The 18396-nt window shown below is 68.3% G+C and carries 24 protein-coding genes; all 24 read right to left on the reverse strand.

Features of this window, described 5'->3' with window-relative positions:
- Nucleotides 1–5: 5 nt before the first annotated feature.
- Nucleotides 6–4163: a phage tail tape measure protein gene (locus tag AB0E62_RS34045; RefSeq protein WP_362202838.1), complete on the reverse strand. Its 4158-nt coding sequence runs from the start codon at nt 4161–4163 to the stop codon at nt 6–8.
- Between the two features lie 18 nt (nt 4164–4181).
- The gene (locus AB0E62_RS34050; RefSeq protein WP_362202841.1) at nt 4182–4613 is read right to left on the reverse strand and encodes a hypothetical protein; all 432 of its coding nucleotides are present in this window, start codon (nt 4611–4613) and stop codon (nt 4182–4184) included.
- On the reverse strand, nt 4610–4942 hold the full coding sequence (locus AB0E62_RS34055; RefSeq protein ID WP_362202844.1) for a hypothetical protein: 333 nt from the start codon (nt 4940–4942) through the stop codon (nt 4610–4612). Before AB0E62_RS34055 ends, AB0E62_RS34050 begins: the two co-directional genes overlap by 4 nt.
- Nucleotides 4939–5286, reverse strand: coding sequence for a hypothetical protein (locus AB0E62_RS34060; protein ID WP_362202847.1), 348 nt, complete (start codon nt 5284–5286; stop codon nt 4939–4941). Before AB0E62_RS34060 ends, AB0E62_RS34055 begins: the two co-directional genes overlap by 4 nt.
- A gap of 79 nt (nt 5287–5365) precedes the next feature.
- Entirely contained in the window at nt 5366–6133 is a 768-nt protein-coding gene (locus tag AB0E62_RS34065; protein ID WP_362202850.1) for an Ig-like domain-containing protein, read from the reverse strand.
- A 74-nt stretch (nt 6134–6207) separates the two neighbouring features.
- Nucleotides 6208–6936, reverse strand: coding sequence for an HNH endonuclease (locus AB0E62_RS34070; protein WP_362203001.1), 729 nt, complete (start codon nt 6934–6936; stop codon nt 6208–6210).
- Nucleotides 6937–7080: 144 nt separating this feature from the next.
- Nucleotides 7081–7509 (reverse strand): hypothetical protein, encoded by a 429-nt coding sequence (locus AB0E62_RS34075; RefSeq protein ID WP_362202853.1) that lies wholly within the window; start codon nt 7507–7509, stop codon nt 7081–7083.
- Nucleotides 7506–7790, reverse strand: a complete 285-nt coding sequence (locus tag AB0E62_RS34080; protein ID WP_362202856.1) for a hypothetical protein — start codon at nt 7788–7790, stop codon at nt 7506–7508. The genes AB0E62_RS34075 and AB0E62_RS34080 overlap by 4 nt, the downstream gene beginning before the upstream one ends.
- Before the next feature lie 8 nt (nt 7791–7798).
- The gene (locus AB0E62_RS34085; RefSeq protein ID WP_362202859.1) at nt 7799–8119 is read right to left on the reverse strand and encodes a hypothetical protein; all 321 of its coding nucleotides are present in this window, start codon (nt 8117–8119) and stop codon (nt 7799–7801) included.
- A 37-nt stretch (nt 8120–8156) separates the two neighbouring features.
- Nucleotides 8157–8561 carry a hypothetical protein gene (locus AB0E62_RS34090; protein WP_362202862.1) on the reverse strand — a complete coding sequence of 135 codons (405 nt, stop codon included), beginning with the start codon at nt 8559–8561 and terminating at the stop codon, nt 8157–8159.
- Nucleotides 8562–8564: 3 nt separating this feature from the next.
- Nucleotides 8565–8891, reverse strand: a complete 327-nt coding sequence (locus AB0E62_RS34095) for a hypothetical protein (protein WP_362202865.1) — start codon at nt 8889–8891, stop codon at nt 8565–8567.
- On the reverse strand, nt 8888–9934 hold the full coding sequence (locus AB0E62_RS34100; RefSeq protein ID WP_362202868.1) for a major capsid protein: 1047 nt from the start codon (nt 9932–9934) through the stop codon (nt 8888–8890). The genes AB0E62_RS34095 and AB0E62_RS34100 overlap by 4 nt, the downstream gene beginning before the upstream one ends.
- Before the next feature lie 18 nt (nt 9935–9952).
- Entirely contained in the window at nt 9953–10342 is a 390-nt protein-coding gene (locus AB0E62_RS34105; protein WP_362202871.1) for a head decoration protein, read from the reverse strand.
- Between the two features lie 16 nt (nt 10343–10358).
- Complete coding sequence (locus AB0E62_RS34110) at nt 10359–10994, reverse strand: hypothetical protein (protein ID WP_362202874.1); 636 nt, start codon at nt 10992–10994, stop codon at nt 10359–10361.
- A 130-nt stretch (nt 10995–11124) separates the two neighbouring features.
- Nucleotides 11125–11931, reverse strand: coding sequence for a hypothetical protein (locus AB0E62_RS34115; RefSeq protein ID WP_362202876.1), 807 nt, complete (start codon nt 11929–11931; stop codon nt 11125–11127).
- Nucleotides 11928–13346 (reverse strand): phage portal protein, encoded by a 1419-nt coding sequence (locus AB0E62_RS34120; protein ID WP_362202879.1) that lies wholly within the window; start codon nt 13344–13346, stop codon nt 11928–11930. Before AB0E62_RS34120 ends, AB0E62_RS34115 begins: the two co-directional genes overlap by 4 nt.
- Nucleotides 13347–13366: 20 nt before the next feature.
- A complete protein-coding gene (locus tag AB0E62_RS34125) occupies nt 13367–14995 on the reverse strand; it encodes a terminase (protein WP_362202881.1) in 1629 nt (542 codons plus the stop codon).
- Nucleotides 14995–15486, reverse strand: a complete 492-nt coding sequence (locus AB0E62_RS34130; protein ID WP_362202884.1) for a hypothetical protein — start codon at nt 15484–15486, stop codon at nt 14995–14997. Before AB0E62_RS34130 ends, AB0E62_RS34125 begins: the two co-directional genes overlap by 1 nt.
- A 48-nt stretch (nt 15487–15534) precedes the next feature.
- Nucleotides 15535–15933 (reverse strand): hypothetical protein, encoded by a 399-nt coding sequence (locus AB0E62_RS34135; protein ID WP_362202887.1) that lies wholly within the window; start codon nt 15931–15933, stop codon nt 15535–15537.
- Nucleotides 15934–16709: 776 nt separating this feature from the next.
- Nucleotides 16710–16976: a hypothetical protein gene (locus AB0E62_RS34140; protein WP_362202890.1), complete on the reverse strand. Its 267-nt coding sequence runs from the start codon at nt 16974–16976 to the stop codon at nt 16710–16712.
- A gap of 51 nt (nt 16977–17027) precedes the next feature.
- Complete coding sequence (locus AB0E62_RS34145; RefSeq protein ID WP_362202893.1) at nt 17028–17405, reverse strand: hypothetical protein; 378 nt, start codon at nt 17403–17405, stop codon at nt 17028–17030.
- An 80-nt stretch (nt 17406–17485) separates the two neighbouring features.
- Nucleotides 17486–17728 carry a hypothetical protein gene (locus AB0E62_RS34150; RefSeq protein WP_362202896.1) on the reverse strand — a complete coding sequence of 81 codons (243 nt, stop codon included), beginning with the start codon at nt 17726–17728 and terminating at the stop codon, nt 17486–17488.
- 139 nt (nt 17729–17867) lie between these two features.
- A complete protein-coding gene (locus AB0E62_RS34155) occupies nt 17868–18170 on the reverse strand; it encodes a hypothetical protein (protein ID WP_362202898.1) in 303 nt (100 codons plus the stop codon).
- Nucleotides 18171–18172: 2 nt separating this feature from the next.
- The gene (locus AB0E62_RS34160) at nt 18173–18394 is read right to left on the reverse strand and encodes a hypothetical protein (RefSeq protein ID WP_362202901.1); all 222 of its coding nucleotides are present in this window, start codon (nt 18392–18394) and stop codon (nt 18173–18175) included.
- Nucleotides 18395–18396: the final 2 nt, after the last annotated feature.

Genomic DNA, 18396 nt, shown 5'->3' on the forward strand with positions numbered 1-18396 from the left:
TCACCTCACCTTCTGGGAAGGGCGTTGAGGCCGGTCAGGATCCGTCCGTTGTTGTCCCTGATGCGGACTTCGACGAACTCAGCCAGCGCCTCGTCCTTGGTGTGCACCTCAACCGTGATCGCGCCAGCGCCCACTGCAGGACGGCCAGTGCCGGGGACGACTGGGATGGCGGCCCGCGAGACCCGCGATGCGGCGGCAGCCACCTGGGATGCGGTCGAATCGAGGCCGATGGCGAAGCCCTGTCCGGTGTAGGCGCCGAGTGCGTGGGTGACCCGCGACGGCGACTTGATCTTGAGCTTCTTCCTGATGCTCTTGACCAGGGCGGCACCCAGCTTGTCCATCGCCGCCTGGACGTCCTTCTCCTGCGAGATCAACCCTGACAAGAACCCCTTCGAGGCGTTCTTGCCCGAGTCGTACATCGCGTCCGCCATCGTGTTCCCGTAGCTGACGCTGAGCTTGGTCCCACTCCGTGCGAGCGCGTTCAGCTGCTTGATCTGCGAAGTGCCCGCGGTTGCCACCATGCCTGCCAGCTGGCTGTCGGGGCCCATGGCGACGAGCTGCTGAATCAGCTCCTGCGAAAGCCCTTTCTTCGACAGCGTTTTGATGGACGACTGAAAGTTCTTCGCCGTCGTCTGCCGCTGCTGCATGGACTTGATCAGCCCGTTGACAGATGTCGCGTCCCCTAGGTTGGAAACGCCCAGGTAGTCCTTCGCGGTCTGCCGCTGGTCGACGGCTGCCTGCCGTGCCACGGCGATCTTGGATGCGATCGCGTCGCGCCGCTTGCCGAGATCCTGCAGTCTCGCGGACGTCCTCAGCGTGGACGTGGCCATGGCCCGCCCCGCTCCCCCCGCTAGCCGGAGATCCTTCGCCAGGTCCCGTGCCGCAGCCGAAATCGCCGACACCGATCCCGTCAGGGACCTCGTGAAGTCGGTCAGGTCACCGGAAATCACCCTGCGCGTTGCGGCCGACCTCGCCTTGGCGGTGCCCCGCGCGAAGCCGCGCAGACCTCCCATGCCGGCGGCCATGCGCATGGACTCTGCGTGCGAGTAGACGACCTCGCCGCCGCTGAAACGGATCAGTTCAGGGCCGCGCTCCCCCACCCATGCGATCTCCCCCGGCCGCGGGGAGCCGCCGCCGGCATACCCCTTCGGGGGCTTCGACGCGTTGGCCTGCTGGACTCGGGTGATGTTGCCGTAGGTGGCGACGATGTAGCGGATCGCGGCAGCGACGTTGGCCACCGGGTCGAGGATGCCCCGCGACCGCAGTGACGACGGCACGTAGGCGGCCCAGGTGGACGGGATGGTCTGGGCCAGGCCCTGTGAGGGGTGGCCGGCCTTCGCGTTGCTGTCGGTGCGGTTGATGGCGCTCGCGTTCCAGCCGCTCTCTCTGGTGATCAGCGTGTTGAGACCGGACAGCCACTGCCCCAGGGCGCCGGGTGGCGGCACCCCGGCCGCCTTCAGAGCAGCCGTGATGATCGCTTTGTGCTGACCCGACGGGATCTTTCCCCCACCGAACGCCGCAGTCGAGGCACCCTTCTTGTCGGCTTCGTCGGCGTATCCGAACAACGCGTCGATCATCTTGTTGGGCAGGTGGGCGATGGCCTTCCCGAAGGCCGTGCCCAGGCCTGGAATCTTCGACAACAGCGGCTTGACGACAGCGTTCACACCCGCCCGGGCGGAGGCGGCCAGCGTGTCCTTCAGCCACTTCGCGCCGGACTTCACCTTGTCCCAGGCAGCCGAGCCGTAGCCGGCCAGCTTGGAGGCGCCCTTGCCGATCCAGCCGAAGATACCGCCGCCCGCGAATCCAGGCAGGCCGAGGGCCTGCTGCACCCCACGGACACCACCGTGACGTGCAGCAGCATTCATCGCATGGACGTAGCCGGATCCGACAGCACGGGTCCACTCCGGGCGCATGATGGCCTCGCCGCCCGACAGGGCGGCCAGGTGGACGTCACGGCCCGGTGTGTACCCGGGCATCACGCCGCCCGTCGCGAAGTGGTACTCGTCCAGCTTGGGTGCACCGAAGGCGCCGGCGACCTTGTTCCAGACGCCGACGATGCCGCGGTTGTAGACCGTGTTGACGATGAAGCTCACGGGCGCCTTGGCGATGCCCTTGATCTTGTCCCAGGCGGTTTTGATCCCGGACCGGGCGGCATCGAACGCGCTCACCACCTTGCTGCGCAGAGTGTCCGCCCAGCCGGGGATCGTCTTGGTGAAGAAGGTGCCGATCGGCGTGAACACCCACGCCTTGAGGTTGCCGTAGGCGTTCCGCAGGCCGGTTAGCTCGCTGTTCCACGCCGCGACCACGGCTCGCTTCATCACCGATGCCCAGCCGGGGATCGTCTTGGTGAAGAAGTCCCTGACAGGGAAGAGAACCGCCGATTTGATCGCCGACCAGCCTGCGGAGAACCCGGCGCGCACTTGGTCCCAGTGCTTGACGATGTACACGACCGCCAAGCCGATCGGGCCCGTCAGTGCGCCCAGGATCCACGGCCAGTTCGTCTTCACCCAGGTCAGCACCGAGTTGAACGCGCTCGGGATGGTCTGCGTGAAGAATGGGACGAACGTGCCGCTGATCCAGCCGTACACCGCCAGCGCGCCGGCTTTGATGCCTGCCCACGCGCCCTGCACGATCGCACGGAAGGTTGCCGACCGCTGGTAGGCGACGACCATGGCAGCGCCCAGTGCGACGATCGCCGTGATCACCAGAATGATCGGATTGGCGTTCATCACCAGGTTGAAAGCCGCCTGCGCGATCGTTGCCGCGCGCTGCACGGCAGTCCAGGCCAGGATCGCGCCGCGGTACAAGGAGAACACCAGCGCGACGCCAGCGGTGGCGATCTGCTGGGCGAGCAAGGCGGCAGTGAGGCCGCCGACAGCGACTCCGATCGGGATCAGCCAGGTCCCCATGTCCCGCAGCCAGCTCACGACAGAGATGCCGGCCTGCCACAGCCCCGTCAGGGCAGGGATCAGCGTCGTCGCCAGTACCGTGCCGACGGTGCGAAGCGGCGGAAGCAGGTAGGTGGTGAAACCGGTTGCCAAGGTGGTGAGGGTCGGCAACACCTTGCCGCCGATGAAGTCGACGAGCCCCTGCTGCAGCGTGCGGGTGAACGTCTGGATCTCGTACTGGGGCCCGGAGCGTATCGTCTTGCCGGCCTTGTCGGCCGCCCCACCGACCTTACCCAAGGAGGCGGCGGCCTTGTCCAGGTTGAGGGAGAACAGCGACGCCCCAAGGTCCTCGCCCGGGCCTCCGAACAGCGCCTTCACCGCGCTCGCCTTGTCCGCGGACGCGGGAAGCTCCGCCAGCCTCGCCAGCACCTTCCCGACTGCCTCGCGCGCGCTGTCACCACCTGCGGCAACGTCCTTGACCATCTGCTTGCCGTTAAGGCCGATGGACTTGAACGTGTCCTCCGTCGCCTTCCCTCCCTGGCTCGCCACCAGAGAGAACTCCTTCAGTGCGTCCGCCACCTGGTCGGCGTCCCGGGCGCCGCCCTTCAGGCCTTGTTGCAGCAGGCCCATGGCGTCCTTGCCGGACAAGCCCAGGGTGCGGAACGAGGTGCCGTACTCGTTGAAAGTGTCGAGCAGGTCGTCGGCTTTGTTCGCGCCTGACTGCATGCCGCGGGTGATGACGTCGAAGGCCTCGTTCGCGTTCTTTGCCAGGCCGGTCCGCAGCATCTGCGAAACCGCGTTCGTGACCCCGCCGAGATCCTGATCGAAGACGGTGGCGACATCCGAGGCCTTGGTGGCCAGCGACTCCAGCTGCTTCGTGGTCGCACCGGGAGGCGCCAGCCCGGCCTGCATCACGGACTTGATAGCTTCCGCCGCCGACTCGAAGGAGTCGGACACACCGGTGCTGTAGAGCTTGCCGGCGAGCTTGCCCTGCTGGGCTGCGACCTTGTTGGACGTGCCCAGCTGCGCCTGCAGCTTCGAGGTGACGTTCGCCTGCTCGATGGCATCGCCCAGGCCCTTGACCAGGACGGCGCCAGCCGCCGCACCGGCCGCGGCGGCACCCACCTTCAGCTTGTCCAGCAAAGACGAGCCGGCCGCCTCACCGGCCTGCCCGCCAGCGTCACCGGCGGGGCCGGTCAGCTGGCGGCGCAGCTCGTCGGAGATGCCGCGGACCGACGGGATGATCTGGATCGTTGCGTAGCCGACGGAGGGCACCGTTCACCCCCTGCCGGTCTAGCGGATGAGTCCTGCCGCGATGGCCTGCCTGCGTTCAGCCGCCCGCCGGCGGGCCCGCTCACGGGCCGCCTGGCGCTCCAGACTGTTCTTGTCGGCGGGCTTCTTGCCGCCCACCCCGGGCCGCGGGAACGGCTTCGGGCGCGGCGAGAGCTTTGACTTCTCGGCGCCCTCGTTGGCGCGCTGCCAGTTCGCCGTCCGCAGCTCGTCGATGACGACCGCGGTGAGGTGCTCCTGCAGGCCCCAGATGCTGTCCTCGTCACCGCTGACCATACGGGTGCGGGAGCCGGCCGGAAGCTGGCGGATGTAACAGCGCAGCTCCCGCCAGGTCATCCGCGGATGTCCGTCGACGTCTCGCAGGAAGAGATCCCGCAGGCGCACGCCGTAGTGCTCTCGAAGGTCGGCTTCGACTGCCTCGCCATGCTCTCTCACGAGCTGGGCGAGGCCTCCGATTCCCCCAGGCCGCAGTGCTTCTTGTACGCCTCGAACAGGGCCTTCATCTTGTACTGCGGCATGCGGATCTTGCGGAAGTCGGCCCACTGCTCGCCGAGCGCCAGCTTGAAGATGGCGATCGTGGCGCCTACGTCGCCGCCCTCGGCTCCTTCGACGAGGCCCCACACGTCGAGGGACTCGGCGTGCTGGAACTCCCACCGGCGGCCGTCCCAGTGCACCCGCCACGGGGTGAGGTCGGCTTCGGCCTTGACGGTGTCGAGGTTGAAGTCGAACGGCTGGTCGTCCGGCGTCGCGGTTCGGGTGGTCATCGCGGGTCCTCTCGCGGTTCGGGCTTGATGATCTGGACGGCGCCTGCGAGCAGGGTCATGCGGATCGTGCTGACGCCGTCGGGGTTCAGGCGGACGTCCATGGCGTCCTTGGCGACGAGCCAGGGGAACGGCTCGCCGTCGATGAGGATCACGCCATTGGGCTGGACGACGATCTCCTGCGCGAGCTGCGGTTCTGCCGCAGCCGCTGCGGGCGCGGTCTGCTCCTGCAGCAGGGCCGCCACAACCTTGCTGCGCAGCGCGGGGGGAAGCGGTTCGCCGTCGGAGATGAGACCGAGCTGTACCGCCTTGGCGGCGATGTCGGCATCGGTGTAGGTCAGGCGCATGTCGCGGTTCCTTTCGCGGTTCGAGGTGTGGCACCGGGGCGCGGCCGAACCGCGACGAACTGCCGCGCCCCGGTGGCTGTCAGGACACCATGACGGCGCAGGTGTCGGTCTGGCCAAGGTAGGACGCGGTGATGGTGGCCGAGCCGGCGCCGACACCAGTGACGAAGCCCGCGGAGACGGTGGCCTTGCTGGTGTCCGACGACGTCCAGGCGCAGGAGGCGGTCACATTTGCCGTCGAGCTGTCGTCGTAGGTGGCGGTGGCGATCAGAGAGTCGATGTCGCCGACGGCCTGGCTGAGCGAGCCCGGAGAGACCTCGAGGGTGGTCAGGATCGGCGTGGTCTGCCGGTCGAAGAGAACCCCGTCGGACGTCGGGAAGATCGTCGCCGCGAAGGTCATGCTCTCGAGGTCGGACTCGTTTTCTCCGTGGTCACCGTCAAGGGCGATCTCCGCGTACAGGGCGGAGGCGAGGCGCCGCACCTTGTCGCCTTCCCGGGTCTCGAACGCGATCTTCACACGAGCGGGGCGGGGGACGATGATCTGCGACGGAGTCGACCCGGGCCACAGCAGGCTGTAGGTGGTGTCGTTGTCCTCCAGGGCCGTGAAGGACTTGGTGAGCTTGAAGTGCTGGCGAGAGGTTCGGACGAGGATGCCACCCCAGGCGAACTTGTCGTCGGTGTCCTCGTCCCTCGACTCGGGGAAGCCCTCGTCACCGTCGAGCAGGCCGACGAGGTCCCAGTCGGAGCCGAAGGGGGTGTGCGCGTTCGCGGGCAGGGCCGCGGAAAGGTTGGTGGAGATGTAGACGTCCGCGTCGGTCCAGAGGTTGGCGTTCAGTGGCGATCCACCCATGGTGGGGACTCTCCTTCGGAAATGCCGAAGCCCCCACCGTCAGGCAGGGGCTTCGATGAATGACGTGGGTGGCATCAAGCGCTGACGCGGATGCCTTTCGAGACGTTGCAGCGAAGGTGGGCGAGCGCAACGTTCTGCGGAACGTCTAGCCCACCTCTCGATCGAGGAACGATGTGGTCCACGCTCGGAGACATTGGGTCCGGCCAGGCGAGGGTCATATCGACGGCCTCGTCACACAGGGAGCACACTCGCCCATCGCGCTTCGCCAGTTGCTTGGTGGTCATGCACCATCGGCCTCGAGGCCGAAGCAGGAGGCATGCGCGGCACATCCTCCGTCGATTGGCCAGAAGTACGCCCGGATGTCCGGAGGCGCGGAGGTCAATCTCGCAGCCGCACGTCAGGCAGTTGACGAAGACCGACGGCTGTTTCCCGGTGGTCAGCCAGAACCCATAGTGGGTTTTGCACATCCACTGTGACTTCGCCCGCTTATCGCACGACGCGACGGTGCACTGCTGTGAGCCGTAACGCTGACTCCGATAGCCGGGCTCACCAATGCCGCCATTGAGCGAGCGCGAGTGATGCATGCCGCATAGCCCGGCGACCTCCCATGGCTTGTCACAGCCCTCAACGCAACACGCTTCCCGCTCCGCCAACAGGGCCATTCGGTAGTGCTTACGGCACTTACCGCGCCGCTCCGCGGCCGAGCTGCAGAGGTGCGCCTCGCAGGTCGATCCAGCGTTCGCGGTGCGCCGGGAGGCTCCCTCGCCTACGCTCCCCGTCCGCAGGAAGCGCGAGTGGTGCATGGAACATAGACCTCGGGATATGACCTTGAGCGGTCGCCCGCACCCATCGACTGTGCAGGTAGCATCCTTCACGTCAGCCTGCTCTTTCAGGTTGGCCACGCCTCGGGGGTGTTCCCGCACCCGCCGGGGTTCTGACTTCCCAAGCTAGCTGGTAGCGACGACAGTTGGCTTGACGTTGGCGATCGCCGTGAATGTCGACAGATCGACACCGGTTTCGTCGTCTGTCGTAGGGATGGGGCCGCTTCCCGGTCGGAAGCCGCGGATGACGGGACCGGAGTGCACCAGCCATAGGCCCTGGCAGAGCATCGCCAAATCGTGGGCCTGGTCTGCGTCCTGGTGCCACACCGTGCACCGCAGAGTGCACCTCGCATTGGCCATCGACGGGTGTGGGATGTCGGTGTCCTTGCGGACCAGGACGAACGGCAGCTGGTCGTCCTCCGGTGAGCGGATCGTGGGCACCCTCGTGCCGACGGTCACGCCTTGCGTGTACGCCTCTGACCGTTCGGCCAGGGCGGTCCGCAGCACTTCGGCGCCTGCGGCCTGCACGTCACCGAAGATCACCAGCCGTTTCACCGCTGCCACGCCTTCACTTCGAGGCCTGCGAAGCCGGCCGCACGGGTCATGATCCCGTCACGGGCCTGCCAGCCCATGGCGCGGATGTCCTCAACCACGATCGACGCAGCAGCCCGGTCGGTCGTGTAGCTGTACACCTGCACCTGCGTGCCGGAGGGGATCAGCACCTGCACGTTGGCCGCCACCTCGCCGGCGTAGTGGTCGACCACCTCCCGGACGGCATCACTCTTGAGGATCTCCCCCACGCCCCGCCGGTCCAGACGGAAGCTGGCCTGTGCCATATCGCCTCCTATCCAGTGGTACGACGCATCACGAACTCGATGTGATGGGTCGATCCGTCGCCGAAGTCGAGGTAGCGGCCCACCTCGCCGATCACTTCCAGAGTCATGCCGCCCCACTCGATGCGGTCCTTGGCCTGGATGTCGGCGTCCACGCCCGGGGCGGAGATCACCTGCCATCCGGTGATGACCTGGGAGCGGGTGGCGTCGTTGTCCTCCGCCTGCGTGGACGGCTGCACGCTGACCCGGGCTACCGGCAGGCGGGACACCTTCTCCGGTGACCAGTCCTGGACGGTGTTGCCGCCCCGGTCGGTCTTTGTGCCGGCGCGCACGCGGACGACTGTTTGATGGAACACGCTGGCCCGCCTTTCACCAGCCGTGATGCCAGTAGTGCCCGTGGTCCGGCATCCAGGCGGGACCGTTGTCGCGCAGCCCAACCGAGTAGGCGGAGTCGCCGCTGTTGCCGCTGTCGTTGGTGGTGAGCATCTCCAGCTCGGCGTCCGTGAGGTACATGCCTCCGGTTTCGCCGAGGGTCTCCGAGTACTGGCCCACCGTGCGCTGCCGGTAGCCGCCGGGGTTCGCCATGGTGCGGCGGGCGACGGCGACACTGACCGCTCTGGCCGCATCCGGGTCCGGCACGGTGCCCGCCGGAATGCTGGTGCGGATCAGAGCGGCAATGTCTTCCAGCAGCGCCTCGACCTGGGTGCGCTGCGGCTCTTGCAGGGTCACGGCTGCGCGGGCCTCGTAGTCGAAGACCGTTGCATAGGCCGCCACGGGTTATCCCTCCGACGAGGTGACGCCGGCCCGTTCGCAGGCGGCGATGATGTCGTCCCGGGACATGTCCGGGTCGACGGTGACGCCCCTGGCTTCCGCGTAGGCTCGCCACTCCTTGACGCCGGATCCCTTACCGGACCGGGCCGGTTCGGTGACTTCGCCGCCCTGGGTCTGGTCCGAGGCGGCTGTGCGGGCCTGTTGCTGCTCGCCCTGCATGTTGCGCTTGTCCAGGCGCGCCCAGGAAGGCACCTCGTCGCCGGGCTGCAGCCACTGCCGTCGCGTGCCGTCCTTGTTGGTGACGTAGACGTGGACTGCGGACCGGGCCGTCACGAGATCGTCCCGATGTCCGCGCAGAACGACATGTCGGGGTTGGCGAGGATCGGCAGACTGACGGCCGCCGCCTTCGTCCACACCGCGACCGGGTCCTTGGTGGAGTAGGCGCCGGCCACGATGCCCGGCTCCTCGCCCTCCTCCAGGGAGAACTCCGGCTCCAGGGACTCGGCGGTGGTGCCCCACAGGGTGGCGCCCATCTCCGAGGACTCCGGGTCGTTGGGGTCTCCCGCGGCCGGCAGGAGCAGAACCTTGTCGCGGGGGATGACGTACTGGCTGGTGCCGCCGACCCGGACCTGCGCGTCGTACACCTCGAACATCGGCAGGCCGTTGGCCTGGAAGATGCTCTGCACGGTGTCCTGCGGCACCACGTTCGGGGTGCCGACCACGGTGGCAGCCAGCGCCCGAATCTCCGCGTTTCGGATCAGCAGGCCCAGCGCGGCCGACGACAGCAGCACCGCACCCGGGGCGACACCGTTGGTCGTCCGGTAGACCTCCGCCCAGGCGATCAGGTCGGTGAGCGGGGTGGCGTTGGCGGTGTCCGTCCAGGCGGTGGCCGCGTTGACCGTGTGGGAGGAGGACCGGCCGAAGTCGACGGAGGCGACGATGCCGTTCTCCGCCAGGTCGATCTTCCCCTTGTACAGGGCCTCGCCGCGGGCGAGTTCGATACGGGCCGCGACCGAACGGGTCATCCGCTCGGCGTCGGTCAGGATCTGCCCGCGGACCCGGGTGTTGAGGCGCCGCTGGCGCAGCCGGTCGTACTCGCCCAGCCGGATCTTCCGCGAGACGGGGGGCAGTTCGCCGGTGACCCGGGTGATGCCCGGCCGGGAACCGATCGGGGACTCGGCGTCGTAGGCACGGAAGGTGGCGGCCTCTGCCAGCCCCTCGGCGCCGCCCCGATCGAACCTGTACTGCAGGTCGTCGATGGTGCGGTTCGGCAGCCAGGCCGCCAGGCGGAACCGGTTCATCTGCATGTCCGCCAGTGCCGCGCGCACGTAGCCGGTGAGCTCCGCGGGGGCGACATACTCATTGTTGATCAGCATGGTGGTGTGTCACCCCTCTCAGAAGAAGCTGATGCGGCCGGCGACGTCCGTCTTGCCGGCGGAGTCGACGGCGACCGGGAGCTTGGCCTCGACGACGGCGCCGTGCCAGAGCATGGCGCCCTGCGGGTCGATGGTGTTGACGCTGGGCGCCGCGATCGCGGTGACCAGGAACCCGGCCAGCACCTCGGTGCCGTCCGAGGACGCGTTGTTGTACGGCCCGTACTTGCCCGTCGCCGTGATCTTGCCGAGCGGGAGACCCGAGGGGAAGTAGCCGTTGGGGTAGTGGGTGCCCGCGGTGAACGCGGACGTGTCCAGGGTGATCGTCTTCGCGTTGTCGGTTCCGTGCGCGGACGCCAGCCACGACTGGTCGTCCTGCCCGAACCCTTCAACGTTGGGGGTCAGATTCATGTCCCATCCTCGGGAGTCAGATGCTGGTGGTCTTCTTTCGCTGCGCCCACAGCTCGCGGCCGGAAGCGACCGAGGTGGCCTTCTCGCGGCCACCCGTGCCGCGCGGCCCCTGGTCGAAGCCGCGCCCGCTGCGCGGCTTCGTCTCCGATTCGGCGTCCGCCTTCCTCTCCGGCTTCGGCGGTGCCAGACGGTCGACCAGCTCGGCCAGGCCAGACTCGTCGATCTCGCCGTCCTCGCCGACGTACTTGGAGAGGTTCAGGTCGTCAGCGACCGAAGCCGCGTTCGGCAGCCGGCCCGCAGCGGCAGCGATGAAGCCCTGCCGGGCGAGCTTGCCTGCGAGCCGGACCCGCTCTTCGGCTCGCGCCTTGGCGGATGCTTCCTCGACAGCCTTCTCTTGCTCGGACATGGACTGCTTGCGCAGTTCATCGCGCTCCTTGGCGGCAGCCGCGTTCTCCTTCGCGCGGGCCTCGTGCTTGCGCATCAGGGCCTTGTACTTCTCCGCTTCGGCCTTCCAGTCCGTCGTGTCCTTGTCCGCCTCGGCGGTGTCGGTCGACGTGTCGCCCGTGTCGGGCTTCTCGGTCTGGGTGCCGGCGTCGGAGTCGTCGTCGCTGGTGCCGCCGTCCGCGTACAGCAGCGGCGAGAACGGGCTCACCGGGTAAGGGTGGGCCCAGCCAGCGGCGGCGGCGGCGATGAGCGTCCGTCGTGCGAAGGGGTGTGCGCGCATGCGTGATGCTCCCGTGTCGGGTGGTGTGTGGTGAGCGCTGCCGTGTCGGCGACGCTGGTCACCGGCCGGGGATGTCCTTCGGGCCGGTGAAGTCCTGGCGGCGAATCGCCATGATCGGGCCGAGTTCGCCGTGTTGGCGGTCGATGATGATGTCCCTGTAGTCGGGGAGCCTTCCGCCGCGGTCGACCTTTCCGGTGCCCGCCTGTACCGCGTCGTGCGCGGCCTCCAGCAGTTCCGGATCGAGAACCTGGCCCGGGTCCTGGTCGGCAGGCAACGGCCGGGTGCCGCAGTCGCAGCCGGGGTGAATGGGCATCAGCTTCTCTTTGTGATAGCGCTGCGTGCTAGCGATGACGCAGAGGGCGCAGTTGTACGAGCCGCGCAGGACCCGCCGGTAGAACTTGACCCGGTCGTCGCCGCCGAGGACTTGGCGTGTCGCCTCGGTTCTCACCAGCTGCAGGTCCGTGCCCGTGATCGACGTCAGCCGGTTCTGCCCCTGCCGGACCGCGTCCGTCATCGACTTGCCTTCGGCCAGGGCCGACCAGATCGTCACGAAGGGCCGCCGGTACACCTCCTCTGGCGGGACGCCGCGGATCGCGCCGGGAATCTGCACTCCGAGCGTCGCCGCTGCCCCGCCGAACATGTCCCCGACCATGGATGACAGGTAGGCGTCCGTCAGGGCGCCCATCTGCTGCTGAGCCCCCAGCACTACGGGCAGGATCTGCTCGACGAACGCGGTGGCATCCTCGTCGCGGTAGCTGCTGAGGCCGCTGAAAGCCTGGAGCACGAAGCCCAGCAACCGCTGCCGCAGCGCCACCGTCACCGACGTGTACCGGGCATCGAGCGCTGCCTGCGTCGCCTCGCTCACAGCCCGGTCCGCTCTGGGTTAGCGGTTGTGGGCTGCTGCCCGGTCGGAGCCGCCGGCAGAACTGTGCTGGCCAGCAGGGCGGCACCCGCCGCCTCCGAGGTGATGCGGCGCACCCGTTGCGGGGACTCGCCCATGTCCTCAGCCAGGATCGCCAGCGGGTAGCCGACGCTCGCCTTCTTCGTCGCCGCGTCCGCGATGACCGACGGGTTGAGTCGGCGCGGATCCGCCCAGCGCACCTCAGACTGCGAGTAGTCCCGGTCCACACCAGCCTGCGCGGCGGCCAGAGCGAACACGTCCTCCCACGACTCGCCGAACGTCGCCTGATGCTCCCCCACCTTGGCCAGATGGTTGACGTCCAGGGCATTCACCGTATCCGCGGAGATGTTCACCAGGTCGGAGGCGAAGTAGTAGGCCGGGGTGTGCGAGAGAACCAGCATGTCCCGCACGTCTGACTCGTGTTCCTTCAAGAAGCCAGACAGGTCGGTGGCGTCCAGCTGCCCGAACTTGACGTTCTCGCCCTCGCTCGCCCAGAGCGCCGACGGCGACGGCACGAACGGCTGCTCCACCACTTCGAGCCCGGTCGCCGGGTCTACCCGCTTGCGGAACTTGTGGCCCGTCACATAACCCTGCCTGAACGCCGAGTAGCGAGCCGCCGTCATCCGGTTCAGCACACCGAGGTTGACCCGGTCCTGGATGTCCAGCACGCAGCCGAACTCGGGCTCCGGGTCCTCCATCAGATCCGGGCGGCACTCGAATGGCACCACCGGGACCGCGCCCAGGTCGTGCTCCTCGAACTCGCCGTCCAACTCCCACGACTCCCGCCCCCACGGCAGAACCGCACCTGAACGCCGCGGAGTCACGTACCGCTGTAGGCCATCCGGTAGATACACGGTGGCCCGGCCGATCCGTTCGATGTCGTCCCACCACGCCTTCAGCGCGGCAGCCCGCTCCCCTGTCGCCGGATCGTGCTCGACGATGACCTGCCTTGGATGCTCCGCCGTAATCAACGGAGACGGCGTCTCGCCGTCCGGCTCGGTGCGGGTCGGATGCGGGCCGACGATCACATAGGCCTGGGCCTGCGCCATCACCGTCCGGTACAGCAGCTTCTGCCGCGAGTCCAGCTTGTTGGACTGCCACCAGCGCAGCGCGTCATCGTCCGGCTTGCCCTGCGCGTCCGTCACACCGAGCACCTGAAGCCGGTGCACCGGCGCGTCCGCGACCGGCCGGCAGAAGTTCGTCCGGCTCTTCCGCTGGAACTCCAGGAAGGCAGCGGCGGCGTTCTTCGGCAGCGACGGCAGCGGGTGGTGGCCACGGTAGTAGTCCCACCAGCGGTCGAGTTCCTTGCGCCGGTCCCGCATCCTTCGGCCGAGCCGGAGCAGCCACCAGTCCGGCGTGCCAGGGGTGTCATCCAGCACGAAGTCACCCCCGCATCTCGTCAGAACGTGAAGCCGCCCATCGGCTCCTCTTCCTCGGCCAAGCCCTTGGCCACCGCATCCAGCCGGGCCTGCCAGGCCAGCACCGACGCAATCGCCGCGTCGATCTTCCGCGCGGAGTCCGGGTGCTCCTTCATGATCTGAATGCCGGAGCGGCCCTTGCGGCGCCGAGCATTGAGCACGTGCCGGGTCAGGACGCTGGATCCGTCGTGCGTCAGTTCGCGGTCCACGACCGCCGAGTGGAACTTGTCCAGGGCTCGGACGATGAGACTCGACCGGCCGCCCGTCATCCACCACTCGATGGGGTGATCGCGGGTGGCCTTCACCTGCAGGCCCGTACCCCAGCGGGCTTCCCAGTCCGCGACGTGCCCCTCCCACTTCGCCGGGTCGGCATACATGCCCACCACCCGGTAGCGGTTGAAGGCCTCCTCGACTGTGGCCAGTACTTCGAGCACCGGCACCCGCCAGTTGTCCCCAGCCGGGCCGTCCGGTTGCTCCCAGCAGCCCAGCAGGAAGACGTGGCCATCCGAGACCCGGCAGCCGACCAGCGCCGTCGCATCCGTCACGCCGCGGGCCCGTGCACGGGAGCCGTCGAACCCGAGCGTGATCGCATCGCCGTCGGCGAGCACCTTCCCGGCGTCCGCGCAGCCCGCCCACTCCGGCTGCGACAGCCACGAGTCCGTTGCCGCGGTGATCTGGTTGCCGTAGTAGCGGCGCGCGTCCTGCGGGTCTGTCGCCGGATCCCACACCTCGGCCGCCAGCCGCTCCAGGTCCACCCAGCCGCCGGCAGGCTGCGCGCTGTCGCCGTAGGCCACGGCCAGGCCTGCCAGCAGAGAGGCACGGTCAGACATGTCAGTCTCCGCCGGCCACTCCCGATGGTCGTACAGCAGGCCGTCATCGCGGGCCCGGCCCTCCAAGATCTTCCGCCAGTACTCGGCGGACGACTCCGCCACCGAACCCTCGCCGGGAACGTAGGCGTTGGGGGACTCGATGCTTGAGCCGCCCGTCTTGCCGAGGTTGCGTCGGATGACCGCCGCCAGTCGGACCCCGCCGTTCGACGGCCGCCACTCCTCCGTCTGGTCCAGCACACAGAACACCGGCCGGTTACCCTCCCGGCTGGTCGCAGCCGAGGTGACGAACTCGATGCGGCCTTTGGGCAGGTTGACGAACGTCTCCAGCACCTCAAGGCCCGCGTACTCGTCGATCGCCGGCCCCTCGCGGAGCATCTCCAGCAGCGGCGCCCAAGCGTTCTTCGTCTGATCCTCGGACACCGCAGCCAGCTGCACCCACGGCGTGCGGATCTCCGCCCACGGCTTGCCCACAGGTTCGCCGTCCGCGTCCCAGCCGTCGAAGAGGACCGGTCCGAGCGCCTCCGCGCAGGCGATAGCCGCCAGGATCGGCGACTTCCCCCACCCCTTCGGACGTGAGAGAACCCCGCGACGGTAGCGGCGCCGACCCGTCGCCGGATCGATCGTGTAGAAGTTCAGCACGAACTGGGCCTGCTCGCGCGTCAAGACCAACGGCTCCGGATCCGCCCGGTCCGGAGCGGCCAGCATCGCACCCATCCAGTCCAGCACCAGCCAGCCGAGCGTAGGCAACTCGCCCTCGTACTGCGGGCCGCGCCAAGGCATCAGGACTCCCCGGCGGCCTTCTTGCCCTCGCCGCCTGGCAGAACCCGCAGATCCCCGTACTTCGCCCGTGCGCTCGCCCCAGCAGCCGGTCGCTTCGAGTCCGCCTCGTCGGCCGCCGCGAACTGCATGCGCAGCCTGGCCCGGTCCTCCATCGTGGCGCCGAACTTCGCCACCCTCAGCCGGAGCTCCGGTGCAGCCGACAGATCACCCGACCAAACCCGGGCATGGACCAGCGCCGTGGTCAGCAACTCCTCCCAGTCCGTGCTGGAGAAGTGCTCCGCCTGAGGGGAAGCCTTCCACTTCTCCCACCACTCCACCGTCCGCGGCGGCCAGCGGAACTTCACCGACCGGCCATCGTCGTTCTTGATACGGAAGTCCGGCAGGTCCGGCGCCTCCGCCTTCTCGAACCGCAGAACGGTCTGCGCCACCGGATCCTTGTTCGTCCTGGCCCGCTTGCCCGGGTCCTTCGGAGGCGGTCCCATCCCAGCCATGCCCATACCTCCCGTGTCGGGTGCGCCGCAGCGACCCGTGTCGGGCAGCTACAGCAAGGCGTCGATCAATCCACTCAGGTCACCGAGCCGACGAGGCGTGTCGCCCCACGTGTCGCCAGTGACCGCGATGTACCTGCCATCGGCGTACAGCTCCACCGAGCCGCCATCCATCGACAGCCGCCGGCCGCGCTCCAGGCGGCCGAAACCCCAGATGTGCAGGCCGTCACCGGACACCGAGCGCTCAACCCAGCAGCCCGGAGCCATGTCGACCAGTCGCCGGGCCCAGTCGGCGAGCTTGCCGCCCACCAGGCAGTGGTCCAGGTCCACGCAGGCGATGCCGTCACCGTTCAGCACGAAGCCCAGCCCGGCCCCCGCGCTGCTCGACGCAGCCGCGCGGTGAGACGACCAGGTCCTTGGGGCTGTGCTGCTCGCCGGCTGCCCGTCCACGGTCACCGGCACCTTCCGCTCAGTGCGCCGGATCCACCGCGGCCGGGACGTCATCTCGGCCGGAAGGGTCTTGCGTGCCCGGCAGGCTGCGGTCCGGCACCGGCCTGAGCAGTAGCGGGCGTTGTGCGCGTGCCGAGCACCGAGATGGTCCCCGCAGTGGTCGCATCGCCTCGTCTTCATGCACCCATTCTAGCGGAGACTGTAACGCCAATCCACGCTCTGACCTGCTGATACACGACCGATACAGAGCGGCCGTCCGAAGTCGAAGCCCTGAACGGCCATCTGCCGCACCGGACCCCACAGCAGCCCGGCCGGCACCCGGTAGACCGTCACAAGCCCACCCAGGAGCCAGGAGGGGCAAATCCCCCAGACCCGTAGCCAGGGTCAGCCGCAGCACCTCCCCGGGCTTCCAGGGGGTGGGGGGAGGGAGGGGTGGCCAGGGGTCCTTGATCCAACCCGGCCGGGGAGATCAACACACACCCGGGCCGATCACATCAGCCCCGGATGCCGCTCCTTCGGCCGAGCCTCACTGACCCGCTGCCGGTTCGGCGACCGGTTGCCCTGCTGGGACGTCTTCCGCCGGTGGCACCAGCCGCACAGCGCTTGCAGGTTGACCGGTCTGTGGTCGTGCTTGTCACCGATGTGGTCGACGTCCGTCGCCGCCCCGCCACAGGCTTGGCATCGATACCCATCACGTTCGAGGATCATCGGTCTGATACGCGTGTACCAGTCATCAGGTAACTCATCGTGCCTATTGCTGCCTTGCCATCCACCGCTCATGCTTGGTCGTCCTCGTCGTCCTCGCCTCGGTCGTCGACGTAGGGCTCGGCCCGCTCGGTGTCGCTGTCCAGGCTGACGCCATCGAGGCTCCGGCCTGCGGCAAACCCGAAGGCTGCGCCTTCGTCCGCCGGTTGTTCCCTTCGCAGCGCATCGAGGAGTCGACGTGCTGCTGCTTCAGTTGCAGCCAGTCGTCGACGTGAGTAGCCCCTGGCCTCGACCTCTACATCGACCGTGCCGTCGCTGATGCGGATATGCATGGCCACCCCCGGGAGTAGAGCGGGTCTACACCCCGGGGGGTGCAGTTGGGTGGGGGGCTACTCGGCGCCGCCTACCCCGGTTGCCTCGCCGTTGACGAGGGTAGCGAGGATGCGGGCCTGTGCTTCCTTCATCGCGGGCACGGGGCAGAGCATGACCTTGTCGCCGTTCTCGATGGTGATGAAGAGCTGGTTCATGTCCTTCTTCAGGGCCAGGGCGAACAGGCCCGTGAGCAGGACTCGGGTGGCGGTGACCCGCTTCCCGGCATCCTCCCCCCGCTCTATGGTGACCCGGGCCCCATCGACGGGGACAGGGTCCTGATTGGGGGCACGGAACTGGCCGCCCATCACGGTGAGGCCGGCTGCCGCTGCTGCCGCGGTGATCTGTCGCTGCCTCTTGGCTGCTGCCTTCTCCTCGTCGCTCTTCTTCCCGAACACGTCTACTCCTGTCGTCGCGGATCGATCCATGGTGATCGCTGCGACGGCGTCTGTCAGGTGGTGTGCGGGGATTGGGTCGATCAGGCGGCGCGGCGAGCGCGCTGGGGCATGGGCCGGTAGGTTGCGGCGCGCTGCTGTATCTCGGGCAGGGCGTACATGGTCTTGTACTCGTGGCCTTGCCCGGTGAGCCGGCCGTCGCCCTGGAACCGTTGGATCTTCCCGCGTCGCGCCCACTGGCGGATGACGGGGCCGGGGACACCGGTCGCTGCGGTTGCTTCGTGCTCGTAGACGAGGTCGTTGGGGTACAGCTCGGTCACGTCCACGGGTGCCTCCCCCGAACATGCAGAGAGCCCCCGGCCGGAAGCTGGGGGCTCAAGTCACTGCGGACACACGAGTATCCGGATGAGGGCACTGTGACATACCGGTGATCGGCAGGTCAAGCAAGACCTGTACAGGCCGGTCTCACGTCCATTCCCAGTTCTGGCGGGCGCGGGCGGCTCGGTGGGCGGCGTCTCCGATTTCGACGGCGAGGCCGCCCCAGTCGGCGGGCATGAGGCGGTGCCGGGCGGCCTGGTGGAGCAGGTCGCCGATGCGGTCTGCGCGGCGGGGCGGGATGCTGGCGACGTCGGCGAATGATCCGTCGAACAGGTCGGCGATCTCCCTCCATTCGCTGCCGGTGAGGGTGTGGGCGAGGTGCTGGCCGAGGTTGGCGAGGGTGAGGGCGGAGCGGGGGCCACGGGCTCCGTGGCTGATGCTGATGCCCATGGTCAGCCCTTCTTCGCAAGGTGGCGGAACCGCTTGGGGAGCCGCTTCCCGGCGTCGATGACGGCCTGGTTGAACCGCAGGAACTCCGGGGTCTCGTGGGTGATGCCGGCGGCGGCTTCGCGGGCGGCGTTGTCGTAGAGGGCAGCTTCGGCTCGGCGGAACTCGGCGAGGAGCTGGTTCTCCTGGACGTACTCCTGGACGGCCTTCTTGTTGGGCTTGGACATGG

Origin of the sequence: Streptomyces sp. NPDC038707 (assembly GCF_040636485.1) — a bacterium.
Classification (GTDB): domain Bacteria; phylum Actinomycetota; class Actinomycetes; order Streptomycetales; family Streptomycetaceae; genus Streptomyces.

Excerpts from the sequence above, each read along its gene's own strand:
- AB0E62_RS34055 (WP_362202844.1), bottom strand. The coding sequence starts at position 4,942 with ATGACCACCCGAACCGCGACGCCGGACGACCAGCCGTTCGACTTCAAC.
- AB0E62_RS34060 (WP_362202847.1), bottom strand. The coding sequence starts at position 5,286 with ATGCGCCTGACCTACACCGATGCCGACATCGCCGCCAAGGCGGTACAG.
- AB0E62_RS34065 (WP_362202850.1), bottom strand. The coding sequence starts at position 6,133 with ATGGGTGGATCGCCACTGAACGCCAACCTCTGGACCGACGCGGACGTC.
- AB0E62_RS34070 (WP_362203001.1), bottom strand. The coding sequence starts at position 6,936 with ATGCACCACTCGCGCTTCCTGCGGACGGGGAGCGTAGGCGAGGGAGCC.
- AB0E62_RS34080 (WP_362202856.1), bottom strand. The coding sequence starts at position 7,790 with ATGGCACAGGCCAGCTTCCGTCTGGACCGGCGGGGCGTGGGGGAGATC.
- AB0E62_RS34100 (WP_362202868.1), bottom strand. The coding sequence starts at position 9,934 with ATGCTGATCAACAATGAGTATGTCGCCCCCGCGGAGCTCACCGGCTAC.
- AB0E62_RS34105 (WP_362202871.1), bottom strand. The coding sequence starts at position 10,342 with ATGAATCTGACCCCCAACGTTGAAGGGTTCGGGCAGGACGACCAGTCG.
- AB0E62_RS34125 (WP_362202881.1), bottom strand. The coding sequence starts at position 14,995 with ATGCCTTGGCGCGGCCCGCAGTACGAGGGCGAGTTGCCTACGCTCGGC.
- AB0E62_RS34130 (WP_362202884.1), bottom strand. The coding sequence starts at position 15,486 with ATGGCTGGGATGGGACCGCCTCCGAAGGACCCGGGCAAGCGGGCCAGG.
- AB0E62_RS34155 (WP_362202898.1), bottom strand. The coding sequence starts at position 18,170 with ATGGGCATCAGCATCAGCCACGGAGCCCGTGGCCCCCGCTCCGCCCTC.
- AB0E62_RS34160 (WP_362202901.1), bottom strand. The coding sequence starts at position 18,394 with ATGTCCAAGCCCAACAAGAAGGCCGTCCAGGAGTACGTCCAGGAGAAC.